20 protein-coding genes, 1 pseudogene and 1 riboswitch are annotated in these 24,946 nt (G+C 74.4%); of the genes and pseudogenes, 9 read left to right on the top strand and 12 right to left on the bottom strand.

From position 1 onward, the window contains the following. Window positions 1–130: 130 nt before the first annotated feature. A complete protein-coding gene (locus IE271_RS12970; RefSeq protein ID WP_190190417.1) occupies window positions 131–958 on the bottom strand; it encodes a sulfurtransferase in 828 nt (275 codons plus the stop codon). A gap of 324 nt (window positions 959–1,282) precedes the next feature. Between IE271_RS12970 and IE271_RS12965 the strand changes: the two genes are divergently transcribed. Next, window positions 1,283–2,086 carry a VOC family protein gene (locus IE271_RS12965; protein WP_190190416.1) on the top strand — a complete coding sequence of 268 codons (804 nt, stop codon included), beginning with the start codon at window positions 1,283–1,285 and terminating at the stop codon, window positions 2,084–2,086. Between the two features lie 13 nt (window positions 2,087–2,099). Here the strand turns inward: IE271_RS12965 and IE271_RS12960 are convergent, their stop codons facing one another. The 4 genes from IE271_RS12960 to IE271_RS12945 form a co-directional block, all read right to left on the bottom strand. Next, entirely contained in the window at window positions 2,100–2,768 is a 669-nt protein-coding gene (locus IE271_RS12960; protein WP_190190415.1) for a thymidine kinase, read from the bottom strand. A gap of 34 nt (window positions 2,769–2,802) precedes the next feature. Then, window positions 2,803–4,041 carry an alkaline phosphatase family protein gene (locus IE271_RS12955; RefSeq protein WP_190190414.1) on the bottom strand — a complete coding sequence of 413 codons (1,239 nt, stop codon included), beginning with the start codon at window positions 4,039–4,041 and terminating at the stop codon, window positions 2,803–2,805. After that, window positions 4,041–4,628: a DUF5998 family protein gene (locus IE271_RS12950; protein WP_190190413.1), complete on the bottom strand. Its 588-nt coding sequence runs from the start codon at window positions 4,626–4,628 to the stop codon at window positions 4,041–4,043. Before IE271_RS12950 ends, IE271_RS12955 begins: the two co-directional genes overlap by 1 nt. A 105-nt stretch (window positions 4,629–4,733) precedes the next feature. Continuing rightward, complete coding sequence (locus IE271_RS12945; RefSeq protein ID WP_190190412.1) at window positions 4,734–7,544, bottom strand: bifunctional acetate--CoA ligase family protein/GNAT family N-acetyltransferase; 2,811 nt, start codon at window positions 7,542–7,544, stop codon at window positions 4,734–4,736. A gap of 160 nt (window positions 7,545–7,704) precedes the next feature. Here IE271_RS12945 and IE271_RS12940 point away from each other — a divergent pair, with 160 nt between their 5' ends. Next, window positions 7,705–7,986: an HPr family phosphocarrier protein gene (locus tag IE271_RS12940; RefSeq protein ID WP_190190411.1), complete on the top strand. Its 282-nt coding sequence runs from the start codon at window positions 7,705–7,707 to the stop codon at window positions 7,984–7,986. A gap of 345 nt (window positions 7,987–8,331) precedes the next feature. On the opposite strand, the gene IE271_RS12935 is transcribed toward IE271_RS12940, so the two are convergent. The 4 genes from IE271_RS12935 to IE271_RS12920 form a co-directional block, all read right to left on the bottom strand. Continuing rightward, window positions 8,332–9,018 (bottom strand): GntR family transcriptional regulator, encoded by a 687-nt coding sequence (locus IE271_RS12935; RefSeq protein ID WP_190190410.1) that lies wholly within the window; start codon window positions 9,016–9,018, stop codon window positions 8,332–8,334. 249 nt (window positions 9,019–9,267) lie between these two features. After that, window positions 9,268–10,035 carry a M23 family metallopeptidase gene (locus tag IE271_RS12930; protein ID WP_190190409.1) on the bottom strand — a complete coding sequence of 256 codons (768 nt, stop codon included), beginning with the start codon at window positions 10,033–10,035 and terminating at the stop codon, window positions 9,268–9,270. A 12-nt stretch (window positions 10,036–10,047) separates the two neighbouring features. Beyond that, a riboswitch (cyclic di-AMP (ydaO/yuaA leader) is annotated at window positions 10,048–10,208 on the bottom strand. 192 nt (window positions 10,209–10,400) lie between these two features. Further along, entirely contained in the window at window positions 10,401–11,789 is a 1,389-nt protein-coding gene (locus tag IE271_RS12925) for a M16 family metallopeptidase (protein ID WP_190190408.1), read from the bottom strand. Beyond that, window positions 11,786–13,159, bottom strand: a complete 1,374-nt coding sequence (locus IE271_RS12920; RefSeq protein WP_190190461.1) for a M16 family metallopeptidase — start codon at window positions 13,157–13,159, stop codon at window positions 11,786–11,788. Before IE271_RS12920 ends, IE271_RS12925 begins: the two co-directional genes overlap by 4 nt. A 286-nt stretch (window positions 13,160–13,445) precedes the next feature. Between IE271_RS12920 and IE271_RS12915 the strand changes: the two genes are divergently transcribed. Beyond that, window positions 13,446–15,899 carry a DNA gyrase/topoisomerase IV subunit A gene (locus tag IE271_RS12915; protein WP_190190407.1) on the top strand — a complete coding sequence of 818 codons (2,454 nt, stop codon included), beginning with the start codon at window positions 13,446–13,448 and terminating at the stop codon, window positions 15,897–15,899. Window positions 15,900–15,906: 7 nt separating this feature from the next. Here the strand turns inward: IE271_RS12915 and IE271_RS12910 are convergent, their stop codons facing one another. Then, window positions 15,907–17,121 (bottom strand): CobW family GTP-binding protein, encoded by a 1,215-nt coding sequence (locus IE271_RS12910; protein ID WP_190190406.1) that lies wholly within the window; start codon window positions 17,119–17,121, stop codon window positions 15,907–15,909. 350 nt (window positions 17,122–17,471) lie between these two features. Here IE271_RS12910 and IE271_RS12905 point away from each other — a divergent pair, with 350 nt between their 5' ends. The 6 genes and pseudogenes from IE271_RS12905 to IE271_RS12880 all read left to right on the top strand — a co-directional run. Continuing rightward, window positions 17,472–17,984 (top strand): DUF6082 family protein, encoded by a 513-nt coding sequence (locus IE271_RS12905; RefSeq protein WP_190190405.1) that lies wholly within the window; start codon window positions 17,472–17,474, stop codon window positions 17,982–17,984. Between the two features lie 280 nt (window positions 17,985–18,264). Next, window positions 18,265–18,501 (top strand): hypothetical protein, encoded by a 237-nt coding sequence (locus IE271_RS12900; protein WP_190190404.1) that lies wholly within the window; start codon window positions 18,265–18,267, stop codon window positions 18,499–18,501. 232 nt (window positions 18,502–18,733) lie between these two features. Further along, window positions 18,734–19,684 carry a ferredoxin family protein gene (locus IE271_RS12895; protein ID WP_190190403.1) on the top strand — a complete coding sequence of 317 codons (951 nt, stop codon included), beginning with the start codon at window positions 18,734–18,736 and terminating at the stop codon, window positions 19,682–19,684. 116 nt (window positions 19,685–19,800) lie between these two features. Further along, window positions 19,801–21,522 (top strand): sensor histidine kinase, encoded by a 1,722-nt coding sequence (locus IE271_RS12890; protein WP_190190402.1) that lies wholly within the window; start codon window positions 19,801–19,803, stop codon window positions 21,520–21,522. Next, window positions 21,519–22,202 (top strand): response regulator, encoded by a 684-nt coding sequence (locus tag IE271_RS12885; protein ID WP_190190401.1) that lies wholly within the window; start codon window positions 21,519–21,521, stop codon window positions 22,200–22,202. The genes IE271_RS12890 and IE271_RS12885 overlap by 4 nt, the downstream gene beginning before the upstream one ends. Before the next feature lie 19 nt (window positions 22,203–22,221). Continuing rightward, window positions 22,222–22,389: pseudogene (locus IE271_RS12880) on the top strand (helix-turn-helix domain-containing protein); the annotation flags it as partial. A gap of 66 nt (window positions 22,390–22,455) precedes the next feature. On the opposite strand, the gene IE271_RS12875 reads toward IE271_RS12880, so the two are convergent. Both IE271_RS12875 and IE271_RS12870 read right to left on the bottom strand, forming a co-directional pair. Continuing rightward, window positions 22,456–24,048, bottom strand: coding sequence for a monocarboxylic acid transporter (locus IE271_RS12875; RefSeq protein ID WP_190190400.1), 1,593 nt, complete (start codon window positions 24,046–24,048; stop codon window positions 22,456–22,458). Further along, window positions 24,045–24,530, bottom strand: coding sequence for a DUF485 domain-containing protein (locus tag IE271_RS12870; RefSeq protein ID WP_229919298.1), 486 nt, complete (start codon window positions 24,528–24,530; stop codon window positions 24,045–24,047). Before IE271_RS12870 ends, IE271_RS12875 begins: the two co-directional genes overlap by 4 nt. Window positions 24,531–24,946: the final 416 nt, after the last annotated feature.

Raw genomic sequence — 24,946 nt, 5'->3', positions numbered from 1 at the left:
AGGACCGGGTCCGCCCAAGGATCCCGGTATCCCGCCGGAGAGGGGCCGCACCGTACGGTGCGGCCCCTCTCCGGCGTCCGGGGCGGCCCTTCGCCGGCGCCGGGCGCGTCCGGCGGTCCCGCGTACGGGCCTACTGCGGGGCGGGGCCCGTGGCCACCGGACGGGTCTTGTCCGAGGACCACTCCGACCACGAGCCCGCGTACAGCGCGGCCGGGATGCCCGCGATCTCCAGGGCGAGGACCTCATGGGCGCCGGAGACGCCGGAGCCGCAGTAGACGCCGACCTCCGTGCCGGCCGACGCGCCCAATGAGCCGAAGCGGGCGGCCAGTTCGGACGCGGGGCGGAAGAAGCCGGACTCCGTGACGTTCTCCGTCGTCGGGGCCGAGACCGCGCCCGGGATGTGGCCGCCCACCCGGTCGATCGGCTCCACGTCGCCGCGGTAGCGCTCGGCCGCGCGGGCGTCGAGGAGCAGGCCGCCGCGGGCCAGCGCCGCGGCCGCGTCCGCGTCGAGCACCGGCAGTCCGCCGGGCTTCGGCTCGAAGTCGCCGGGTGCGGGGGCGGCCGGTCCGGACTCCAGCGGTCCGTCCCAGGCGGCGAGCCCGCCGTCAAGGACGCGCACCTGGGGGTGACCCGTCCAGCGCAACAGCCACCACGCGCGTGCGGCGGCCCAGCCGAGCCCGCCGTCGTAGACGACGACGGAGCGGTCCGCGCGGACGCCGGCCGCCCGCATCGACGCCCCGAACGCCTCCGGGTCGGGCAGCGGATGCCGGCCCCCGGACCCCGCCGGACCAGCGAGTTCGGTGTCCAGGTCCACATAGACGGCCCCTGGGATGTGGGCCTCCTCGTACGCGGAGCGCAGGTTCGGGCCGCCCAGCTGCCAGCGGACGTCGAGCACCGTCGGCGGGGTCGGTCCCGCGAGGTCGTGGGCCAGTCGGGACGCGGAGACGAGAGGATTCATGGACCCATCCTCGCGCACGGACTGGCCCCGGCCGCCGGGTCCGGCTACTCTGCTCCGCCGGATCGTCCCGGCCACCCGGCGTACCGGCGCGGACACGCAGGGTGCGAGGTGGCGGGCGTCTCCGGAGGGCCGCCCGGACGCGGCCGCGGGCCGGCAGGGCGGACGCCCTCCCGCCGTGCGCGGAGCGGCGACGGCGTGGCCGAGGCGTCCTGCGGCCCCGGTGGTGCGACCATGCGCACCCGGGCGGAGCGCGGACGCGTGAACGGGCGCGCACGGGGAAGCGGTAGTGACACGGCGCCATGAGGGGCCGAGAAGAGGGTGACGATGACCGAGGCACCGGAGTTGACCGGTCCGAACGGCACCGGGTACGGCCGGCACGCGCCCGGCGCACCGTGCCGGGTGAGCCTGATGGTGCACGGCCTGGCCGCGACCCAGGAGTTCTACGGGGCCCTGTTCGGCTGGGAGTTCCGGCCCGGCCCCCGGCAACCGGGCCCGTACGTGCGGGCGATGCTCGACGGCCGCGAGGTGGCGGACATCGGGCAGCTGCCGCCCGGCCGGCGCCTTCCCGTGGCGTGGACGCCGTACCTGGCCTCGGACGACGTCGACCTGACGGCGGCCGCGGTGCGCTCCTGCGGCGGCACGGTCGGGGTGGGACCGCTGGACGCCGCCGACGCCGGGCGGATGGCGGTCGCCGTGGACCCCTCGGGTGCCGTCTTCGGCCTCTGGCAGGCGACGGGCCCGCTGCGCGAGGGGGCCGCCGGCGTGCCGGGCGCCCCCGCCCGGCACGAGCTGATCACGCGGGACGCGGCGGTCGTCGCGCGGTTCTACCGCTCGGTGTTCGGCTACGAGCAGCGGCCGCACGTGTCGGCCGACTTCGACTGCGTCTCCCTGCTGCTGGACGGGCGTCCGGTCGCCGAGATCCGCGGCATGGGCAGGGTCCTGCCGCGCGACCGGGGCTCGCACTGGATCACGTACTTCGCGGTGCCCGACGTGGACGCGGCGGCGGAGCGGCTGACCGCCCTCGGCGGCCGTGTCGCCCGGCGGCCGCACGACACCCCGCTGGGACGGGCCGCGGCGGCGACGGACCCGGAGGGCGCGCTGTTCGGCCTGGTGGACGCGGGCCTCTGACCGTCCGGCGCCGTCAGCCGCGCACGGGCTCGGCGGGCGTGTCCACCGGCAGGACGTCCGGTGACAGCGCGCCCGCCCGCGCCGTGGCCGCCGTCATGCGGCGGCGGTGGTGGCGGCGGCACAGGACCTCGTAGGCGACCTCGTCCGGGGAGTGGGTGACGTCGCCGACCACCACCTGGGCGCCCTCCACGACCATCGCGCCGCCTATCGTGCGGGCGTTGTGCGTGGCGCGGGCGCCGCACCAGCACAGGGCCTCCACCTGCAGGACCTCGACGCGGTCGGCCAGCTCGACCAGGCGCTGCGAGCCGGGGAAGAGCTTGGAGCGGAAGTCCGTGGTGATGCCGAAGGCGTAGACGTCGATGCCCAGGTCGTCGACCACGCGGGCCAGCTGGTCGATCTGCTCGGGCGCCAGGAACTGCGCCTCGTCGGCTATCACGTAGTCCGCGCGGGAGCCCCGCGAGAGGTGGTCGACGAGGTACGCGTACACGTCCAGGTCGTCCGCCACCTCCACGGCGTCCGTGACCAGGCCCAGGCGCGAGGAGAGCTTGCCCTGGCCGGCCCGGTCGTCGCGGGTGAAGATCATGCCCTGGAGCCCCCGCGCCGAGCGGTTGTGCTCGATCTGCAGGGCCAGCGTCGACTTCCCGCAGTCCATGGTTCCTGAGAAGAACACCAGCTCGGGCATGGGGGGTTGAGGACCTTTCGGGGGATCGGGGGCTTCAGGAGCGTACTTGCAGCAGCGGGACGAGCTGTTCCGCCGGGGTCATCGAGCCGTGGTTGCCGACCATGGCCGACTCCTTCGGCTCCCGCTCGGAGGCGACGATCAGTACGTCGTCGTGGGCGGCCGCGATCACGTCGCCGAGGCGGGCGTACACCCGCTCGTCGACGTGCGGGCCGAACCAGCCGGCCGCGATCGCCTCGTCCCGCGAGGCCACCCAGAACTGCTCCCCCAGCACCTCGCGCCAGACGGCCAGGACGTCGCCGGCGGCACCCGGGACCGCGTAGACGTGCCGGGCGCGGCCCTCGCCGCCGAGCAGGGCGACGCCCGCGCGCAGCTCCCAGTCCTCGTCGAAGTCGATGCGGTGCTGTTCGGTGAACGGGATGTCGATCATGCCGTGGTCGGCGGTGACGTACAGGGCCGTGCGCGGCGGCAGCTGCTCCGCGAGGCGCTGGACGAGGCGGTCGGCGTAGGCGAGCTGGCCGCGCCAGGGGTCGGAGTCGACGCCGAAGCGGTGGCCCTTGCCGTCGACCTCGGAGTAGTACGTGTAGACCAGCGCGCGGTCGCCCGCGGCCAGCTGCTCGGCGGCGAGGTCCATGCGGTCCTCGCCGGACAGGCGGCCGTGGAAGGTACCGCCGCTCAGCGCGACCTGTGTCAGCGGGGTGGTCTCGAAGGAGGGGGCCGAGACCTGCGCGGTGTGCACGCCGGCCTCGTGGGCGCGCCGGAAGACCGTGGGGTACGGCTGCCAGGCGTGCGGCGGCGTCCAGGGGGTCCAGCGCAGCTGGTTCATCAGCTCGCCGGTCCCGGGATCGCGCACCGTGTAGCCGGGCAGGCCGTGCGCGCCGGGCGGCAGGCCCGTGCCGACGGAGGCCAGGGAGGTCGCGGTGGTCGCGGGATAGCCCGCGGTGATCGGCCGGCCGGTGCCGCCGCGCGAGGAACCGAGCAGCGACGTCATGAACGGCGCGTCCTCGGGGTGGCTCCGCAGCTGCTCCCAGCCGAGGCCGTCGATCAGGAAGACGCAGACGCGGTCGGCGGGCTCCAGCTCCGTGAGGGTGGGTTCGAGTCCGGGCACGCCCAGGCCGGCCGCGAGGGTGGGCAGCAGGTCGGCGAGCGAACCGGAGCCGTACTCGGGCACGGGCGCGGAGCCGAGGGCGAGCGGCTCCGGGTGGCCCCAGGCGGGAGCGGGCGCGGCGGGTGCGTAGCGCCCCTGGTCGGGGGCGGAGTAGGACGCGTCGGACATCAGCGCGCGGTGTCCGCGGTCGCCTCGGAGAGGCACTGCGCGAAGGCGAGGGTCTGGCGCACGGCGTCCGGGCCGTCGCCGGCCTCGCTGACGCGCAGGCTGAGGTCGTCGGCCGTGGAGTTGCCCGTGTAGCCGTGGTCCGCCTCGCAGTTGGGGTCGCCGCAGGCGGCGGGCTCCAGGTCGATGCGGGAGACGGCGCCCCAGCCGATGGTCAGCACGACCTCGCGGGGCGGGGTGCCGGGCACGTACTTCTCGGGGTTGGCGACGACGCGGCTGAGCACGACCGACGAGATCCGGCCGAGCTTCACGGACTCCGTGGACGTCGTCGCGTACGGCGTCGGGGAGGTGCTGTCCGCCGCCTGCTCGTCGGTGTGGCTGACGATGAACCGGGTGCCGGTGAGGACCAGTACGGTCACGTGCCGCCGGACCTCGTTGGCGTCGAACGTCGTCTCCTGGTGGACCAGGTACGACCGGATGGTCTCGCCGCCGACGGCGGCCTCCACCGCCTCGGCCACGAGAGCCGGGTAGTAGCCGCTGCGCTCGATCGCCGCCCGCAGCCCCTGGGTCGTCGTACTGGTCTTGGCCATGCGCTCCATCCTACGGGGGTGCGCCGACTGCGGGGGCACCGCTCACGGCGGCGATCGTTCCGGCCCGCGCCGGTGCTCCGGCGCGGGCGGTGCGATGCCCCGGCCTCAGTAGCCGGGCAGGGTGCGCGGTCCGAGGTCGTCGCGGGCGGGCGGCGGGGCGAGCCGTACGGAGGCGCCGAGCACGCTCAGGCCGCGCGGCGCCACGACGACGGGCTCCAGCGTCACGGAGACGACCTCGGGATGGTCGTCCACGAGGCGCGACAGGCGCAGCATCAGCTCCTCCAGGGCCGCCGTGTCCGCGGGCGCCGAGCCGCGCCAGCCGAACAGCAGCGGCGCGGTGCGGATGGAGCGGATCAGGGAGGAGGCGTCGCGGTCGGTGACCGGGATCAGCCGGTGGCCGGTGTCCCCGAGCAGCTCCGACGGTGCCCCGGCCAGGCCGAAGGAGAGCACGGCGCCGACGGCCGGCTCGACGACCGCGCGCACCACCGTGTCGACGCCGCGCGGGGCCATCGCCTGCACCACGAGGCGCAGCTCCTCGGGCTCGCCGAAGAGGCCGGTCAGTTCGGCGTAGGCCCGGCGCAGCTGCTCCTCGTCGCCGAGCTCCAGACGGACGCCGCCGAGGTCGGCGCGGTGGCGCAGGTGCGGGGCGGTGGTCTTGAGGGCCACCGGGTAGCCCAGGCTCCCCGCCGCGGCCACGGCCTCGTCGGGGGTGGGCGCGGGCAGGGCGGGCCGGACGTGGACGCCGTACCGGGCGAGCAGGGCGGCGGTGTCGTCGGCGGTGAGGGTGAGGCCGACCGTGGCGCCCTCGCCCAGGAGGGCGCGGATCTGCCCGGCGGCGCCCCTCTCGTCGATGTCGTCGTACTCGGGCACCCGGCCGGGCTCGGCGGCGTCACGTCGCCACTGGGCGTACTGGACCGCCTCGGCGAGCGCCCTCACGGCCCGTTCGGCGGCCGGGTAGGCGGGAATGAGCCGCCGGTCGGCGGCGAGCGGCGCCTCGGGCACGACGGGCGGCTGCTCAACGGCGGCCGTCGGCGGCCCGGCGGCCTGGGGCGCGGTGCTCGCGGCCGCGGACAGCGCCTCGGCGAGCCCGCCCAGCTCGACGTGGACCACGAGGACCGGTTTGGCGGGGGCCGCCGCGGACGCCGAGCGCAGGGCCTCGGCCAGGGCCGCGTCGGCGGCGGAGGTCTCCCCCACCGCCGGGATGGCGGTGACCACGACGGCGTCGCAGGCGTCGTCGGCCAGGGCGCGGGACAGGGCGAGGTGGAAGTCCTCCGCGGACGCCGCCGTGGTGAGGTCCAGCGGCGGCAGCGGGCGCAGCCCCTCGGCGAGGCAGGCGTCGTACGTCAGCAGGCCCAGCGACTCGGAGTTGCCGAGGATCGCCACGCGCGGTCCGGCGGGCAGCGGCTGGCGGGCCAGCAGCAGGCCCGCGTCGACCAGCTCGGTGATGGTGTCGACGCGGATCACGCCGGCCTGCCGCAGCAGCGCCGAGACGGTCGCGTGCGGCAGCCGTGTGGTGCGTACGCGGTGGCCCTGGGGCGCCGCTCCCCCGTGCCGCGCGCCCTGGACCACGACCACCGGCTTGACCGCCGCCGTGCGCCGGGCCAGGCGCGTGAACTTGCGCGGGTTGCCGATGGTCTCCAGGTACATCAGCGCGACGTCGGTGTCGGGGTCGTCGTACCAGTACTGCAGGACGTCGTTGCCGGAGACGTCGGCGCGGTTGCCGGAGGAGAGGAAGGTGGACACGCCGGTCACGCCGGTGACGCCGCCGCCGCGCCGGTGCAGCCGGGAGAGCAGGGCGATGCCGATGGCGCCGGACTGCGCGAACAGGCCGATCCGGCCGGTGCGGGGCATCTCGGGGGCGAGCGAGGCGTTGAGCCGCACACCGGGCGCGGTGTTGATGACGCCGAAGGCGTTGGGCCCGATGATCCGCATGCCGTACGAGCGGGCCTGCCGCACCAGCTCGCGCTGGCGCTCGCGCCCCTCGGGGCCGCTCTCGGCGTACCCGGCGGAGACCACGACGAGTCCCTGCACGCCGCGCTCGCCGCACTCCGCGACGACCTCGGGGACGGCCGGCGCGGGCACGGCGACGACGGCGAGGTCGACGGGCTCGGGGATGTCGCGCACGGAGCGGTGGACGGGCACGCCGTCCACCTCGGTCCCGTCGGCCGCCCTGTTCACCGCGTACAGGCGGCCGGTGAAGCCGCCCTCGCGCAGGTTGGCCAGGACGCTGCGCCCGACGCCGCCGGGGGCGCGGCCCGCGCCGACGACCGCGACCGAGCCGGGCCGCAGCAGCCGCGCCACGGACCGGGCCTCGGCGCGCTGCTCGCGGCCGCGCTGCACGGCGAGCGACCGGTCGGTGGGCTCCAGATCGAACTCCAGGCGGACGACGCCGTCCTCGAAGCTGCGCTGCTGCGTGTACCCGGCGTCCGTGAACACCTTGATCATCTTGGTGTTGGCGGGCAGCACCTCGGCGGCGAAGCGGCGGATGCCGCGCTCCCGGGCGACGGCCGCGATGTGCTCCAGGAGGGCCGAGGCGACCCCGCGTCCCTGGTGCGCGTCCTGGACCAGGAAGGCGACCTCGGCCTCGTCGGCGGGCGCGGAGGCCGGCAGGCCGCGGGCGTCGATGCGGTCGTAGCGTACGGTGGCGATGAACTCGCCGCCCACCGTGGCCGCGAGTCCCACCCGGTCCACGAAGTCGTGGTGCGTGAAGCGGTGGACGTCCTTGGCGGACAGGCGCGGGTACGGCGCGAAGAAGCGGTAGTACTTCGACTCGTCCGACACCTGCTCGTAGAAGCTGACCAGCCGGTCGGCGTCCTCGGTCGTGATGGGTCTGACGCGCGCGGTGCCGCCGTCGCGCAGCACCACGTCGGCCTCCCAGTGCGCGGGGTAGGTGTGCCGGTCCGACGGGATCTGCATGGGGCCAAGAGTACGGCTCGCGTCCGGGCGGGGTACGGGGCAGGCCGGGGAACCGGCGGCGGTGCGCGGGCCCGCGCCGGGCCCGTACGTCCTCCCGCGCCCGCGCCGCGATGTGGAAGACTGGTCTAGACAACCCGGAACACCTGAAGGGCAGCATCACATGGCTGAGCGCCGCGTCAACGTCGGCTGGGCCGAGGGCCTCCACGCCCGCCCCGCCTCCCTCTTCGTCCGTGCCGCCACGGCCGCGGGCGTCCCCGTGACGATCGCCAAGGCGGACGGCAAGCCCGTCAACGCCGCCTCCATGCTCGCCGTGCTCGGCCTGGGCGCCCAGGGCGGCGAGGAGGTCGTCCTGGCCTCCGACGCCGAGGGCGCCGACGCCGCGCTCGACCGCCTGGCCAAGCTGGTCTCCGAGGGCCTGGAGGAGCTGCCCGAGACGGTCTGACCCCTCGGACACCGTGCGGCGGAGCCGCGTCACCCCCGGCGGGGCGACGCGGCTCCGCCGTTTCCGCCGTATGGGCCGCGCCCGCACGCACGGGCGGGGGCGGGCATCGGGGGGCGCCTTGCGGGCGTCCGCCGCCCGTGCAGCGGGCGCCGATGCCGTCCGGCAGGGGTGTTCGCGCATGTTTTCGCGGCACGTTCGCGCGTCAATTCGCGGGCCGCCCGCCCCGCGTTCCCGGCTCGGCCGGAAATGGCGGACCGACAAAATTCCGGACCCCGGAGAACGCATGAAAAAGAGGGCAGCATAAATACGCCCCGCCGAATTACCTCTTTGTATACGGCCCTTTTGTTAATGACGCGGGCCCGCCGTGTTTACGGCGTGTTGCGAAGTCCTCACGCGCTCCGCGCGGTCCGGGAAGCGCAGCCGGTGCGCGGCGGTGCAGCGCTCGGTGTGCAGCGCGGTGACCGCCCGGGCCCGCTCGCCGTCCCCGCGGGCGACCGCGTCGACGATGCCGCCGTGCTCGGCCCAGGACTCCACCGGGTCGGCGGGCGCCTCCACCGCGTACATCCAGGCGATCTTGTGCCGCAGCTGGGCGAGCGTCGAGGTCAGGGCCGGGCTGCCGGAGGCCTGGGCGAGCGTCTCGTGGAACCAGGAGCCCAGCGAGCGCAGATCCTCGCTGTTGCCGCGCCTGGCGCGCTCCTGGCCGAGTCTGACCAGGCCGCGCAGGACCTTCAGATGGGCCTCGGTGCGGCGCTGGGCGGCGCGCGCCGCACCCAGGGGCTCCAGCAGCATCCGCATCTCCAGCAGGTCGGCGGCCTCCTGCTCGGTGGGCTCCGCGACGCACGCGCCCGCGTGCCGCCGGGTGACCACGAAGCCCTCGGCCTCCAGCGTGCGCAGCGCCTCGCGCACCGGGACGCGCGAGACGCCGTAGCGGCGGGCGAGCAGTTCCTCGGTGAGCCGGCTGCCGCGCTCGTAGACACCCGCGACGATGTCGTCACGGATCGCCGTGCATACCGAGTGTGCCGGAATGCGCATGGCCGGACCTCCGCTTAATACCCGCGAAACGCGGTCGATTGACGCTTGTTCAGCGACTCTATTGCAGACGGCCGGAATTTCCGATGGCACACCGGAATCCATGGATATTTTTTGGACAGCGGAACAGGGAACGGCCGGGACCGGTGGGCGGCGTGCGCTCCGGCGGGACCGCTCCCCCGGCGGCGGCGACAGCACGAGGGCCCCGGCTCGGTCAGCCGGGGCCCTCGTGGGCGGTGCGGGGGTCGGTCGTCAGATCTTGACGCCGTGCGAGCGGAGGTAGGCGACCGGGTCGATGTCCGAGCCGTACTCCGCGGAGGTGCGGGCCTCGAAGTGGAGGTGCGGCCCGGTGGAGTTGCCGGTGGACCCGGAGAGCCCGATCCGCTGGCCCGGGGTGACCTGCTGGCCGACGGAGACGCCGATGGACGACAGGTGGCCGTACTGGGTGTACGTGCCGTCGTTCATCTTGATGACGATGTTGTTGCCGTAGGCGCCGCCCCAGCCGGCCTCGACGACGGTGCCGGAGCCGACGGCGTGGACGGAGGTCCCGGAGGCGGCGTGGAAGTCGACGCCGGTGTGGGTGCCGGAGGACCACACGGAGCCGCCGGTCCGGTAGCCCGTGGAGACGTACGAGCCGGAGATCGGGGCGACGTAGGACATCAGGCGCTTGCGCTCGGCCTCGCGGGCGGCGCGCTCCTTGGCCTCGCGCTCCTCCTTGGCCTTCTCCTCGGCGCGCTCGCGGGCGGCACGCTCGGCGGCCGCCTTCTCCGCGGCGGCCTCCGCCGCGGCCTGCGCCTGGGCGGCGGCCTGCGCGTCGACCTGCTCGGCGACCGCGTCGCCGATGGTGACGGCCTTGGTCAGGCCACTCTGCTCGACGGCCGTCTCCGCGGCGAGCGCCGGGGCGGCCAGGGTTCCGATGACACCGGTGGTGGTGAGCGCCGCCACGCCCGCGGTCCTGGTGGTCGCGCGGCTGATCCTGCTCGGACGACGATGCTTCCCGGTGGCACGGGTGAACGCCATGAAAGGGCTGGTCCTTTCCTTCCCTCTCGCCTACCGGGTTAGCTGACGGGTTCGGAGCAGGAAGGTCTCCTACGGCCTCCTCCACGGCGTGAAGGCGGCCGATTCACCCCAAGGGACTGTGGGTCCCCGGCTCCCCTGGCTCGCGCCGTACGGGGACTCGGCGATGACTGTCCGGTGCCGCGGGCGCGGCGCACTGCCTGACGAACAGCCGGACCGACGCTAAACGGGGCTTCATAAGATCAACAAACGGATCATCGGATTTGTAGCGTACGCCACAGGGCAGACAGCCACTCTTGCCCTCAATACGGACGAAAGCGGGCCCCGGTGGGTTTTCGGCCACCGGGGCCCGCTCGTTCCGGACCGCCCTACTCGGCGGCCACCACGCTCACCTCGCCGATCCCGAGGGCCCGGACGGGCTCCGCGATCTGCGCGGCGTCGCCCACCAGGACGGTCACCAGGCGGTCCACCGGGAAGGCGTTCACGACGGCGGCGGTGGCCTCCACCGTGCCCGTCGCGGCGAGCTGCCGGTACAGCGTGGCCTGGTAGTCGTCGGGCAGGTGCTGCTCGACCTGGTCGGCGAGCGTGCTCGCCACGGCGGCCGCCGTCTCGTACTTGAGCGGGGCCACGCCGACCAGGTTCTGCACGGCGACGTCGCGCTCGGCGTCGGTCAGGCCGCCCTCCGCGAGGGTGCGCAGCACCGTCCACAGGTCCTGCAGCGCGGGGCCGGTGTTCGGGGTGTCCACGGAGCCGCTGATGGCGAGCATCGCGGCGCCCGTGCCGTCCGGGGCGGAGCGCAGCACCTGGGCGAAGGCCCGCACGCCGTAGGTGTAGCCCTTCTCCTCGCGCAGGACGCGGTCCAGGCGGGAGGTGAGGGTGCCGCCGAGGCTGTACGTGCCGAGCACCTGGGCGGGCCACACCCGGTCGTGCCGGTCCGGGCCCACGCGGCCGATGAGCAGCTGCGTCTGGACGGCCCCGGGGCGGTCGACGATCACCACGCGGCCGGTGTCGTCCGCGGTCACCGGCGGCACGGGGCGCGGCTCGGCGGCCGAGCCGGTCCAGGCGCCCAGCGTGTCCGCGAGGAGCGCGTCGAGGTCGATCCCGGTGAGGTCGCCGACGACCACGGCGGTGGCCGTGGCGGGCCGCACGTGCTTCTCGTAGAAGGCCCGCACGGCCGCCGAGTCGATGCCGGCGACGGTCTCCTCGGTGCCCTGGCGCGGCCGGGACATGCGCGAGTCCGCCGGGAACAGCTGCCGGGAGAGCTCCTTGGCGGCGCGGCGTGCGGGGTTGGCGGTCTCGTGCGGGATCTCGTCGAGGCGGTTGCGCACCAGGCGCTCGATCTCGCCGTCCGCGAAGGCCGGCGCCCGCAGCGCGTCGGCGAGCAGCCCGAGGCCCTTCTGCAGCCGGGAGGCGGGCACCTCCAGGGAGAGCCGCACGCCCGGGTGGTCGGCGTGCGCGTCGAGCGTGGCGCCGGAGCGCTCCAGCTCGGCGGCGAACTCCTCGGCGGAGTGCTTGTCGGTGCCCTCCGAGAAGGCGCGGGCCATGATCGTGGCGACGCCGTCGAGGCCGGCGGGCTCGGCGTCCAGCGGCGCGTCGAGCACCACCTCGACGGCGACGACCTGCTGGCCGGGGCGGTGGCAGCGCAGCACCGTCAGGCCGTTGCCGAGCGTGCCGCGCTCGGGGGCCGGGAACGCCCAGGGGCGCGCCTCGCCCGCCCGGGGCCGCGGGTGGAAGTCCATCGGGGCGAGCTCGGTCACTTCGCCGCCTCCTCGTCGGTGTCCGCAACGGCTTCGGTGTCTTCGGCGGCCTCGCCCGCCGTGCCCGCTGTGCCTGCCAGGGGTTCGTACACGAGCACCGCGCGGTTGTCGGGGCGCAGGCGGGCCGCGGCGACCTCCTGGACCTCCTCCGCCGTGACGTCCAGCACGCGCTGCACGGCGGTCAGGGCGAGCTGCGGGTCGCCGAACAGGACGGCGTACCGGCACAGTTCGTCGGCGCGGCCCGCGACCGTGCCGAGCCGGTCCAGCCACTCGCGCTCCAGCTGGGCCTGGGCGCGCTCCATCTCCTCGGCCGTGGGGCCCTCCGCGGCGAACCGGGCGAGCTCCTCGTCCACGGCCGCCTCGATCACGGGCACCTCGACGTCGCCGGAGGTCTTCACGTCCAGCCAGCCCAGAGAGGGCGCCCCGGCCAGCCGCAGCAGGCCGAAGCCGGCCGCGACGGCGGTGCGGTCCCGGCGCACGAGGCGGTTGTACAGGCGGGAGGACTCGCCGCCGCCCAGGATCGTCAGCGCCAGGTCGGCGGCGTCGGCCGCGCGGGTGCCGTCCTCGGGGAGCCGGTAGGCGGCCATCAGGGCGCGCGCCGGGACCTCCTCCTCGACGACCTCGCGCAGCTGCCCGCCGATGGTCTCCGGCAGGGAGCCGTCGCGCGGCGCGGGCTTGCCGTCGTGCCCGGGGATGGAGCCGAAGTACTTCTCGATCCAGGCGAGCGTCTGCCCGGGGTCGATGTCGCCGACGACCGAGAGCACGGCGTTGTTGGGCGCGTAGTAGGTGCGGAAGAAGTTCCGCGCGTCCTCCAGGGTGGCCGCGTCCAGGTCCGCCATGGAACCGATCGGGGTGTGGTGGTACGGGTGGCCCTCCGGGTAGGCCATCGCGGTCAGCCGCTCGAAGGCCGTCCCGTAGGGGACGTTGTCGTAGCGCTGGCGGCGCTCGTTCTTGACGACGTCCCGCTGGTTCTCCATGGACTCCTCGTCGAGCGCGGTGAGGAGGGAGCCCATGCGGTCGGCCTCCAGCCAGAGGGCGAGCTCCAGCTGGTGGGCGGGCATGGTCTCGAAGTAGTTGGTGCGCTCGAAGCTGGTCGTGCCGTTCAGGGAGCCGCCGGCCCCCTGCACCAGCTCGAAGTGGCCGTTGCCGTGCACCTGCTTCGACCCCTGGAACATCAGGTGCTCGAAGAGGTGGGCCAGGCCCGTGCGCCCCTCGACCTCGTGACGGGAGCCGACGTCGTACCAGAGGCACACCGCCGCGACCGGGGTCAGGTGGTCCTCGGAGAGCACCACGCGCAGGCCGTTGGCCAGGCGGTGCTCGGTCGCTGTCAGGCCGCCGGAGCCTGCCTCGGCTGTGGCCGTGTGACCCATGGGCATGTACGTCCCTTCGATCGCGGATACTTCGCGGAGAACTGCTGCATTCCCGCCGGTTCTGCCACTGTATGCAAGCGCGCGGACGCCTGGCGAAGTTCCCGCACCGCATACGCCGAGAGCGAGAATCACCCACGGCGCGCGGCGGCGGCCGGATCCGGTCACGGTGCGCAGGAGGGCCGCGACGCCGGGTGGTGGACACGGGTCGCGGTCCGTGATGTCAGTGGAGCGGTCCACAATGGTCCGCGACAGTTCCCGTTCATGTTGGTGAAGGAGCCGCGCAGCGATGGCCCGCCGCAGCACGAAGACCCCGCCGCCCGACGACGCGTACGAGGAGAAGATCCTCGACATCGACGTCGTCGACGAGATGCAGGGCTCCTTCCTGGAGTACGCCTACTCCGTCATCTACTCCCGCGCCCTGCCCGACGCCCGCGACGGCCTCAAGCCGGTGCACCGCCGCATCGTCTACCAGATGAACGAGATGGGCCTGCGCCCCGAGCGCGGCTACGTCAAGTGCGCCCGCGTCGTCGGCGAGGTCATGGGCAAGCTCCACCCCCACGGCGACGCCTCGATCTACGACGCCCTGGTCCGCCTCGCGCAGCCCTTCTCGATGCGCGTGCCCCTGGTCGACGGCCACGGGAACTTCGGCTCGCTGGGCAACGACGACCCGCCGGCCGCCATGCGGTACACCGAGGCCCGCATGGCCGACGCCACGTCGCTGATGACCGAGTCCATCGACGAGGACACCGTCGACTTCGCCCCGAACTACGACGGCCAGGAGCAGGAGCCGGTGACCCTGCCGGCCGCCTTCCCGAACCTGCTGGTCAACGGCGCGTCGGGCATCGCCGTCGGCATGGCCACGAACATGCCGCCGCACAACCTCGGCGAGGTGATCGCCGCCGCCCGCCACCTCATCCGGTACCCGGGCGCGGACCTGGAGACGCTGATGAAGCACGTCCCGGGTCCCGACCTGCCGACGGGCGGGCAGATCGTCGGCCTGTCCGGCATCCGGGACGCGTACGAGAAGGGCCGCGGCACCTTCAAGATCCGCGCCACGGTGTCCGTGGAGAACGTGACGGCGCGCCGCAAGGGCCTGGTCGTCACGGAGCTGCCCTTCGCGGTCGGCCCGGAGAAGGTCGTCAGCAAGATCAAGGACCTGGTCGGCTCGAAGAAGCTGCAGGGCATCGCCGACGTCAAGGACCTCACCGACCGCGAGCACGGCCTGCGCCTGGTCATCGAGATCAAGAACGGCTTCGTGCCGGAGGCGGTCCTGGAGCAGCTCTACAAGCTGACGCCGATGGAGGAGTCCTTCGGCATCAACAACGTCGCCCTGGTCGACGGCCAGCCCCTCACCCTGGGCCTCAAGGAGCTGCTCGAGGTCTACCTCGACCACCGCTTCGAGGTCGTGCGGCGGCGCAGCGAGTTCCGCCGCGGCAAGAAGCGCGACCGGCTGCACCTGGTCGAGGGCCTGCTGGTGGCCCTGCTGGACATCGACGAGGTCATCCGCCTGATCCGCTCCAGCGACAACTCCGCGCAGGCCAAGGAGCGCCTGATGGAGCACTTCTCCCTGTCGGAGGTCCAGACGCAGTACATCCTGGACACGCCGCTGCGCCGGCTGACCAGGTTCGACCGGATCGAGCTGGAGTCCGAGCGCGACCGGCTCAACAGCGAGATCGACGAGCTGACCCGCATCCTGGAGTCGGACGCCGAGCTGCGCAAGCTGGTCTCGGCCGAGCTGGCCGCGGTCGCCAAGAAGTTCGGCACGCCGCGGCGCACGGTGCTCCAGGAGTCCTCCGGCGCCCCGGCGGTCACGGTGCCGCTGCAGGTGGCCGACGACCCGTGCCGGGTGCTGCTCTCCTCCACTGGCCTGCTCGCCCGTACGGCCAACGGCGAGCCCTTCGCGCAGGGCGACGGCAAGCGCGTCAAGCACGACCTGATCGTGTCCGCCGTCCCCGCGACCGCCCAGGGCGAGATCGGCGCGGTCACGTCGTCCGGCCGGCTGCTCCGGCTCAACGTCATCGACCTCCCGCAGCTGCCCGAGACGGCCGCCGCGCCCAACCTCTCGGGCGGCGCCCCGATCGCCGAGTTCTTCACCCTGGAGGACGGCGAGCGCATCGTCTGCCTGACGACGCTCGACGAGTCCTCCCCGGGCCTGGCGATCGGTACGGAGCAGGGCGTCGTCAAGCGCGTGGTGCCGGACTACCCGGCCAACAAGGAGGAGCTGGAGGTCATCACCCTCAAGGAGGGCGACCGGATCGTCGGCGCGGCCGAGCTGCGCACGGGCGAGGAGGACCTGGTCTTCATCACGGACGACGCCCAGCTGCTGCGCTACCAGGCCTCCCAGGTGCGCCCGCAGGGCCGGGCCGCGGGCGGCATGGCGGGCATCAAGCTGGCCGACGGCGCCAAGGTGATCTCCTTCACGGCGGTCGACCCGGCGGCGGACGCGGTGGTGTTCACGGTGGCGGGCTCGCGCGGCACGCTCGACGACTCGGTCCAGACGACGGCCAAGCTCACCCCGTTCGACCAGTACCCGCGCAAGGGCCGCGCGACGGGCGGCGTCCGCGTCCAGCGGTTCCTGAAGGGCGAGGACTGCCTGTCGCTGGCCTGGGCGGGCCCGGCCCCGGCCCGTGCCGCGCAGAAGAACGGCGCGCCGGCCGAGCTGCCGGAGCCGGACCCGCGCCGCGACGGCTCGGGCGTGCCGCTCCCGAAGAAGGTCGCGGCGGTGGCGGGCCCGGCGTAGGCCCGTCCTAGGACGCGCCGTGGCGGACCGCGGGCTCCGCCTCCTCGTGGAGCCCGCGGTCCGCTGCGGGCTCCTCGTCGGGGTCCGGTTCCGCACCGGGGCCTTCGCCGGAGACGTCCGGGCCGCCCCGCTCGGGCTCCCGGTCCCGGACGTACCGCAGGACGCCCCACATGCCGTGCTCACCGGCCGGCGGGGCGTCGGCGTGCGCGGCGTCGGCACCGGACCGCGGGTCGGCGGCCAGGGCGGCGTCCCGGCACCCCTCGAGCCCCGCGCGGAGGGCGGCGGCGTCGACGCCCGACCCGATCAGGACGAGCTGGGTGCGGCGGTCCTCGCCGGGCTCCCAGGGCCGCGGGTAGAAGCGCAGGAACCGTCCCACCGCGTGCACGCCGTACGCGTTGCACGGGTCCGCGACGCCGAAGTCGACGTGGCCCTTGATGCGGTACAGGCCCTCGGGCCGACTGTCGAGGAAGTCCATCAGCGGACGCGGCGCGAGGGGCACGTCGGAGGTGAAGTCGACGGACTCGTACGCGCTGTGGAGGTGCCCGGCGTGCCCGCCGGGGTTCTCGCCGTGCGCGTGGAGGTCGTCGAAGAAGGACAGCTGCCCGATCCGCTCCTGCGTGGGCCGGCAGTCGAAGAGGAACTCCGGGTCGACGCGCCCGTAGGAGGCCGGGACCACGGCGGCGCGCCCGGCGAGGCCGGCGACGGTCCCGTGGACGCGCCCGCCGTCCGCGACGCGGTCGGTCTTGTTCAGGACGACGAGGTCGGCGAGGGCCAGGTGCCGGTCGATCTCGGGGTGCCTGGCGCGGGTGGCGTCGAACTCGGCGGCGTCCACGACCTCGACCAGGCCGCCGTAGACGACGCGCGGGTTCTCGCTGGCGAGCACCATCCGCACGAGCTCCTGCGGCTCGGCCAGACCGCTGGCCTCGATGACGACGACGTCGATGCGGGCGGAGGGGCGGGTGAGGCGGTCGAGGTAGCCGTCCAGTTCGCTGACGTCGACGGCGCAGCACAGGCAGCCGTTGCCGAGCGAGACCGTGGAGTCGCCGAGCGCCCCGGCCACCGCCATGGCGTCGATCTCGATGGCCCCGAAGTCGTTGACGATCGCTCCGAGGCGGCTGCCGCCGCTGCTGTGGAGGAGGTGGTTCAGCAGGGTCGTCTTGCCGGAGCCGAGGAAACCGGCGAGGACGATGACCGGGATCTGCTGGGGGCTCGCCTGACTCAACGCGCGACCTCTTTCACACCGATGCGTGCGCCGGTTCGCGGACCGGCCCCCCGCACGCGTCCGGCTCGCGTACCGGCTCGCCTGCGAGGACTGGACGTCGGCCAGGATACGAGCCGTTCGAAACACCTCGGAGCGAACGGTTGTTGGCGGCGCCCGTGGGGCACACATCCGGCATGGCGCCGGGACGCGTGACCCGCGCATCCCTCCGTGCGCCCGCCTCAACGCCTCCCCGCCGATCAGAGCCGCTCGGCACTCTGGGAGACGGCAAGCGCGCCGCCCACCGCTCGCCGGTCCGCTCCCTGTCGACCCGCACCGACGACCGGCGACGGTCGCCTGACTCGGGGGTTGACATGGCCACACAGAAACTGTGGACACGGGGGCTTTCGGCCGCGAAGTCCCGTCTTGCGTCCACCGCCGGCGCCGTCACGGAGCGCACCTCGCGCCACCGCAGGCGCGCCGCGCTCACGGAACAGCACCGCCTGCACTTCGATCTCCTCTGCAAGGCGATGGACGACCCGGCCCTGGCCGCCGTCCTCGACACGTACGAGTCCGACATCGCGCCCGAGAGGCAACGTCAATATCTTTTTGCGAACATCCTCTACGTCAACGCGCTGTATTTCCACAGAATAGGCGCATTCAGCCTCACGGAGCTGTACGGCCATCTCAGGGTCATCTGCCGGAACAAGATATTCCGCGAATACTGGGCGGCCACCAGGCACCACCGTGAAAGCCTTCCGGACTCCTCCGAAGAGGCGGAACTGGGCAGGATGATGGACGCCCTGGTCCAGGACATGAGCAGCCTGGGCCAGGACGACGACGGCGACGACGAGTGGTGGGTGGTCGGAGAGCCCCCGGGCGAGTGACCTTGTGACCGATTGGCGCCGACATCACCCGCCGGGGGCGGCGCGAGCCTCGCAGGGGGAGTACTCTGCTACCCCTCGGCCCATCCCGCCAAACATCAAGTGTGGGACGGGGCAAGGCATTCACTGCGTAGGGCTGTTGTCCTCACAAGGACGCATGGCCCACTCATGAGCATCCGTGGGCCCACCTCATGAGCTTCACCGGACGCAACGAGAGGTCATCAGCCAGCGCAGCGTCCGGCGCATCCGTCGGCCCGTCCCTCCACTCAGGCTAGGAACGGACTTGAAGATCGTGCGTCGAGTAGGCGCCTCCCCCCGGGAACGCGGCAGCGGCTCGGGGCAGACGTGCCCGGACATCTTCGAATTGAGCGACGGCAATTTCGCCGTCATCGGCACGGAAGCCACGGAAAAACTCGAAGGCGAACTGCCTCCCGACGCCGCCCGCGCCGATTACGAACGCATCGTGGTCATCACACGCGAAACCCTGGTACGCGCCAAAGCGGATATCCCCGACGCCTGAGAAGTACGCCGCGTCCGCCCCTGCTGGGGCCTTCGGGGCTCGCCGCCACCCCGGGAGACGAGCCCTGAAGACGCACGGTCCCCGTGCCCCCGGGACACCTCCTCCCGAGACCGGGCCGGGACCCCGTCACGGACGCTCGCGCGACGGCGGGTCCGGGCCCCTCTCCGTCTCCCGCGCGACGCCACGCCGGATCCGTCGGCCGTTCGACGAGAGTCAGGTTAGGCTCACCTATGTGAGTGCGTGCGCGACGGTCTCCCGGGACCTGGACGAGCCCCTGGCCGGAACGGCGGCCACGGCGAGGACCTGGCTGCTGCTGGAGCAGCCCGGCCCGTGGGGTGCCAAGGCCCTCACCTCCAGCCACCTCGACCCGGCGGTGGGCCGCGCGCTGGAGGCCGCGGCGAAGGGCACCGGCGTCCGCGTCGCGCTGATCCGCCGCCCCGGCCGCCACGCCGACCGCCGCACGGCGGCCGAGCGCCGGGTGTACGCGGCCCACACGACTCCGGGCCGCACCTGGCTGCACACCGCCACGACCCGCGATCCGGCACGGCTGCTCGACCTCGACCTCGCCGCGCTCGGCCGGGGCGACAGCGGCGCCTTCGACGCCTGCCTCGACGGGCGGCCCCACACCGGCGACCCCCTCGCGCTCGTCTGCACCAACGGCAGGCGCGACCGCTGCTGCGCGCTGCTCGGCCGCCCCCTCGCCGCCGAACTGGCGGCCAGCGACGTGGCGGGCGCCTGGGAGGTCACCCACCTCGGCGGCCACCGCTTCTCGCCCACGCTGCTGGTGCTGCCCTTCGGCTACGCGTACGGCCGTGCCGAGGCCCACACCGTCAAGGAGGTCCTCGAAGCCGTACGGCACGGACGGGTCGTCGTCGAGGGGTGCCGCGGCAACTCCGCCTGGGAGCGGCCCGCCCAGGCCGCGGAGCTGGCGGTGCGCGCGGCCACCGGCGAGGAGGCCGCCGGCGCGCTGACCGTCGTCCACACCGACGGCCGGGCCCCCGGCTGGGAGGTGACCGTAGCCCACGCCGACGGCCGCGCCTGGCGCGTCGCGGTCGCCCAGGGCGCCTCGCTGCCGCCCCGCCCCGAGAGCTGCGGCTCCGTCCTCGGCACCCCGGGGCGCATGGAGGTCCTGGCCGTGCGGGAGCTGACCGGCGCGGACGCCGGGGCCGTCGCGCACCGCTGAGCGGCGCCCCCCCGCACATCGCCGCGCGCCGCCGACCGCGGCTCGCGCGCCCCTGCCGTACGGCATCCGTGCCCCTCCGCGCGGTCCGCGGCGACCGGGCCCGTACCGTCATGGGCATGAGCCGCACTCCCCTCGCCCGCCGCCCGCCCGGGCGGCTGCGCCTCGGGCTGCCCCGGCGGATGTTCTCGCAGGTGCTGCTGATGCAGGTGGCGATCGCCGCCGGGGTCGCCGTGCTGGCGACCGGGCTGTTCCTCGCGCCGCTCGGCGACCAGCTCGACGACCAGGCGATGCGGCGCGCCCTCGCGATCGCGCAGACCACGGCCGCGCAGTCGCGGATCGCCGAGGACCTGCGGTCGACACGTCCCTCGGCCGACGGCCCCGTGCAGACCGAGGCCGAGCGCATCCGCGAGGCCAGCGGGGCCGAGTACGTCGTGGTGATGGACACGCGCGGGGTGCGCTGGTCGCACACCGACCCCGGCGAGATCGGCAGGGTCGTCTCGACCGACCCGAGCGAGGCGCTGGCCGGCCGGGAGGTCATGCAGATCGACAACGGCACCCTGGGGCGCTCGGCGCGCGGCAAGGTGCCCCTGCGCGACGCGGACGGCGGGATCGTCGGCGCGGTCTCCGTCGGCATCGAGTACGACAGCGTGCGCGCCCGCCTGCTCCACACCGTCCCCGGGCTGTTCGCGTACGCGGGCGGGGCGCTGGCGGTCGGCACCCTCGCGGCCTGGCTGATCGCCAGGCGGGTCCAGCGCCAGACCCGCGACCTGGCCTTCTCGGACATCGCGGCCCTCCTCGCCGAACGCGAGGCGATGCTGCACGGCATCCGGGAGGGCGTCGTCGCCCTGGACCGCGGCGGCCGCGTCCGGCTCGTCAACGACGAGGCCGCGCGCCTGCTGGGCATCGGCGAGGAGGCGGTCGGGCGGCCCCTGGACGAGGCGCTCGGCGCGGGGCGTACGACCGACGTGCTGGCCGGGCGGGTCACCGGGACCGACCTGCTGACCGTGTGCGGGCAGCGCGTGCTGGTCGCCAACCGGATGCCCACGGACGACGGCGGCGCCGTGGCCACCCTGCGCGACCGTACGGAGCTGGAGCAGCTCGGCCGCGAACTCGACTCCACGCGCGGGCTGATCGACGCCCTGCGCGCCCAGGACCACGAGCACGCCAACCGCATGCACACCCTCCTCGGCCTGCTGGAACTGGGGATGTACGAGGAGGCCGTGGAGTTCGTCGGCGAGGTGGTGGGCGACCACCGGGCCACCGCGGAGCAGGTCGCCGAGAAGGTCCACGACCCGCTGCTCGCCGCCCTGCTGGTCGGCAAGGCCACCGTCGCGGCGGAGCGCGGGGTGGCCCTGGGGCTCTCCGGCGCCACCCGCCTGCCCGACCGGCTGGTCGACCCCCGCGGGCTGGTCACGATCGTCGGGAACCTGGTCGACAACGCGCTCGACGCCGTCGCGGGCGCGCCGCACGCGCGCGTGGAGGTCGAACTGCGCGCCGAGGGACGCACGGCCGTCCTGCACGTCACCGACACGGGTCCGGGCGTCCCCGCCGAGCAGCGGGAACTGGTCTTCGCGGACGGGTGGTCGACCAAGGAGCCGCCCGCGCACGGCCGGCGCGGCATCGGGCTGTCCCTGGTGCGCCGGCTCGCCGAGCGGCAGGGCGGCAGTGCCCGGGTCGCCGAGGCGGAGGGCGGCGGTGCGCGGTTCACGGTCGTGCTGCCCGAGGCGCTGGCCGCGCGGGAACCCGGGCAGGAGGCCGAGGAGGCCGGACACGGGTCCGGCCGGGAGCAGGGACAGGGAGCGCGGGCCGCGACGGCCGGCGAGGAGGAACCGCGGTGATCGAGGTACTGGTCGTGGACGACGACACCAGGGTCGCGCGGGTCAACGCCGCCTACGTGGCCAAGGTGCCCGGCTTCCACGTGGCGGGCCGGGCGCACTCCGCGGCCGAGGCGCTGGCCCTGCTGGACGCCTCCCCCCGGCCGGACCTGGTGCTCCTGGACCACTATCTGCCGGACGACACCGGGCTCACGGTCGTACGGGAGATGCGGCGGCGCGGCCACCAGGCCGACGTGATCATGGTGACGGCGGCACGGGACGTGGCCACCGTGCAGGCGGCGATGCGGCACGGCGCGCTCCAGTACCTGGTCAAGCCGTTCGCCTTCGCGGGGCTGCGCGCCAAGCTGGAGGCGTACGCGGCGCTGCGCCGCACCCTCGACGGCGGCGGGGAGGCCGAGCAGGCCGAGGTGGACCGGATCTTCGGCGCCCTGTCGGCCGGTTCGCGCCCCGCCGACCTGCCCAAGGGCCACTCCCTCGCCACCGCCGACACCGTGCGCCGGGCGCTCGTGCACGCCGAGGGGCCGCTGTCCGCCCAGGAGATCGCCGAGCGGACGGGGCTGAGCCGGCAGACCGCCCAGCGCTACCTCAAGCTCCTGGAGCGCACGGGGCGGGCCAGGCTGTCCCTGAGGTACGGCGACGCGGGCCGCCCGGAGCACCGGTACGAGTGGGACCCGCGGAGCTGATCCGCGCGGCGCTGCGCCGGGTCGGCGGCCGCTGTCGGCGCACGAGGGCGCGGCCGAGACGGGTCTGGGGCGGTCCACCGCCCAGCGCTGTCTGCGCCACCTGGAGGAGGCCGGACGGCTGCGGCTCTCCCTGAAGTACGGCGACACGGGGCGGCCGGAGCACCGGTACGCCTGGGCGGCACCGTGAGCGGCGCGCGCCGGGGACGCCCTCGGGCCGCCCCCGCTCCCGTGAGCGACGCGCGTCGGAACCCCCTCAGGCCGCCCCCGCTCCCGTGAGCGACCGCACCTCCGTCTCCGCGTGACGGGCCTCGTCCGGCTCCTCGCGCGAGGTCACCGTGCCGAGCCAGCCCGCCGCGAAGCCCAGCGGGACGGAGACGAGCCCGGGGTTCTCCAGTGGGAAGTACTGCAGGTCCACGGAGGGGAACAGCGAACCGGGGCTGCCCGACACGACCGGCGACAGCACGACGAGCACCAGGGCGGGCACCAGTCCCCCGTACACCGACCACACCGCGCCCCGCGTCGTGAAGCCGCGCCAGAACAGCGAGTACAGCAGGACGGGCAGGTTGGCCGACGCGGCCACGGCGAACGCGAGCCCGACCAGGAACGCCACGTTGAGGTCCCGGGCCAGCAGTCCGAGGGCGATGGCGACCGCGCCGATGCCGACGGAGGCGATCCGGGCCACGGCGACCTCGCCGCCCGGCCCGCCGCGCCGGCGCCGCAGCGAGGCGTACAGGTCGTGCGCCACGGACGCCGAGGAGGCGAGGGTGATCCCGGCGACCACGGCGAGGATGGTGGCGAAGGCGACCGCGGCCACGACCGCGAAGAGAACCGTTCCACCGGTGGAGGACGCCCCTCCGCCCAGGTCCAGGGCCAGCAGCGGGACCGCCGTGTTGCCAGCGGCGTTGGACGCGCGCACGGCCTCGGGGCCGACGAGCGCGGCGGCGCCGAGGCCCAGCACGATCGTCATCAGGTAGAAGCCGCCGATCAGGCCGACCGCCCAGACGACGGAGCGGCGCGCGGCCCGCGCGGTGGGCACGGTGTAGAAGCGGGACAGGATGTGCGGCAGCCCGGCCGTGCCCAGCACCAGGGCGAGGCCGAGGCTGATGAAGTCCAGGCGCGCGGTCCAGTCGCCGCCGTAGTTCAGGCCGGGCGCCAGGAACGCCTCCCCGTGCCCGCTGCGCTGCGCCGCCGTGCGCAGCAGCAGGTCGAAGTCGCCGTGGAAGCGCGTCAGCACCAGCGCGGTCAGCGTGACGGCGCCGCCCGTCAGCAGGACCGTCTTCACGATCTGGATCCAGGTGGTGGCCCGCATCCCGCCCAGCGACACGTAGACGACCATGAGCGCGCCGACGCCGACGATCGTCCACGTCCGCGCCGCGCCGTCCGTGCCGCCCAGCAGCAGCGCGACCAGGCTGCCCGCCCCCACCATCTGCGCCACCAGGTACAGGACGGACACGGTCACCGAGGAGGTCCCCGCCGCGATGCGCACCGGGCGCTGCCTCATCCGCGCCGCCACGACGTCGGCGAGGGTGAACCGGCCGCAGTTGCGCACCAGCTCGGCCACGAGGTACAGCACCACGAGCCAGCCGACGAGGAACCCCACCGAGTACAGCAGCCCGTCGTAGCCGAAGAGCGCGATGAGCCCGGAGATGCCCAGGAAGGAGGCCGCCGACAGATAGTCGCCGGCGAGGGCGAAACCATTCTCCATCGGGGTGAACAGACGTCCGCCGACGTAGAACTCCTCCGCCGACCCGTGCCGTCTGCGTCCCGCCCAGACCGTGATCCCCAGCGTGACCGCGACGAAAGCGCTGAACAGCACCAGTGCCAGCGTCTGGTGATGGCTCGTCATCGCTCACCGCCCGGGACGCCGCGCGTCATCTCCTGAGTCTCCCAGCGCAGTTCCAGCGCGGCCCGGTCCCTGTGCAGCCTCGCGTGGCGCGCGTACGCCCACGTGAACAGGAACGTGCTCAGGAACTGGCCGAGGCCCGCGAGCATCGCCACGTTCACCGCGCCGGCGACGGGCCGCGCCATGACCTCCGGGACCGTCGTCGCGGCGACCACGTACGTCACGTACCAGGCGAGGAAGACGGCGGCGCCGGGCAGCGCGAACCGGCGGTACCGGCCGCGCACCTCCTGGAACGCCGCGCTCCGCTGCACCTCCAGGTAGATGCCGGCCGCGTGGCCGCCCCCGGTCCCCGGCGCGCGGCGCGCGGCGGGCACGGCGCCGGCCCGGGCCTCCGCGTCGTCCACCGCGCCCCAGCCCGGAACGGGCTCGTACCACGGGTCGCCGGGTCCCGTCCTCCCCGCGCCGGGACCGTCGTGCTTCTCCACCGCTGTCTCCTTGTCCGCGGCCCGTGCGGCCGCGTGCCAAGGATGGGCAGAAGGAGCGGGGCCCAGGCCCCGCTCTCCGCCTCTTCACCCCATCAGGTGACCGAATGATCACGTGGTGTGACGGTGTCGTTCCGGCGGGCGCTGCGAAGCGTTCGGCGAGGGAGCGGCGTGCGCCGAAGCGGCCCGCCGGCCGGAGCACCGGGGCGCCGCCCGGTTCCGGCACGCGCCGCCCGCCCACCGGCGGGACGACGGGGCCACCGATCAGCCGGGCGAGGCGCTCCGCGCCCGGCCGCCCGCCGGCGGGAACAGGACCGCCGACGGCAGAGCAGAGCGCTCCGTGCCCGGCCGGAGGGACGGCCGGGCACGGAGCGCCCCGGTCGGCCGTCGCGCGGTGGCACCGGTTCCGGGGCCACCGC

Origin of the sequence: Streptomyces minutiscleroticus, from assembly GCF_014650875.1 — a bacterium.
In the GTDB taxonomy this organism is placed as follows: Bacteria; Actinomycetota; Actinomycetes; order Streptomycetales; family Streptomycetaceae; genus Streptomyces; species Streptomyces minutiscleroticus.
The sequence above is the reverse complement of the archived record's forward strand: the minus strand, read 5'-3'. Positions and strand labels throughout refer to the sequence as shown.

Coding starts and splice junctions, on each gene's coding strand:
- IE271_RS12875 (WP_190190400.1), bottom strand. CDS start 24,048: ATGACGAGCCATCACCAGACGCTGGCACTGGTGCTGTTCAGCGCTTTC.
- IE271_RS12915 (WP_190190407.1), top strand. CDS start 13,446: ATGGCCCGCCGCAGCACGAAGACCCCGCCGCCCGACGACGCGTACGAG.
- IE271_RS12890 (WP_190190402.1), top strand. CDS start 19,801: ATGAGCCGCACTCCCCTCGCCCGCCGCCCGCCCGGGCGGCTGCGCCTC.
- IE271_RS12945 (WP_190190412.1), bottom strand. CDS start 7,544: ATGCAGATCCCGTCGGACCGGCACACCTACCCCGCGCACTGGGAGGCC.
- IE271_RS12970 (WP_190190417.1), bottom strand. CDS start 958: ATGAATCCTCTCGTCTCCGCGTCCCGACTGGCCCACGACCTCGCGGGA.
- IE271_RS12965 (WP_190190416.1), top strand. CDS start 1,283: ATGACCGAGGCACCGGAGTTGACCGGTCCGAACGGCACCGGGTACGGC.
- IE271_RS12930 (WP_190190409.1), bottom strand. CDS start 10,035: ATGGCGTTCACCCGTGCCACCGGGAAGCATCGTCGTCCGAGCAGGATC.
- IE271_RS12920 (WP_190190461.1), bottom strand. CDS start 13,159: ATGGGTCACACGGCCACAGCCGAGGCAGGCTCCGGCGGCCTGACAGCG.
- IE271_RS12905 (WP_190190405.1), top strand. CDS start 17,472: ATGGCCACACAGAAACTGTGGACACGGGGGCTTTCGGCCGCGAAGTCC.
- IE271_RS12955 (WP_190190414.1), bottom strand. CDS start 4,041: ATGTCCGACGCGTCCTACTCCGCCCCCGACCAGGGGCGCTACGCACCC.
- IE271_RS12960 (WP_190190415.1), bottom strand. CDS start 2,768: ATGCCCGAGCTGGTGTTCTTCTCAGGAACCATGGACTGCGGGAAGTCG.
- IE271_RS12935 (WP_190190410.1), bottom strand. CDS start 9,018: ATGCGCATTCCGGCACACTCGGTATGCACGGCGATCCGTGACGACATC.
- IE271_RS12940 (WP_190190411.1), top strand. CDS start 7,705: ATGGCTGAGCGCCGCGTCAACGTCGGCTGGGCCGAGGGCCTCCACGCC.
- IE271_RS12950 (WP_190190413.1), bottom strand. CDS start 4,628: ATGGCCAAGACCAGTACGACGACCCAGGGGCTGCGGGCGGCGATCGAG.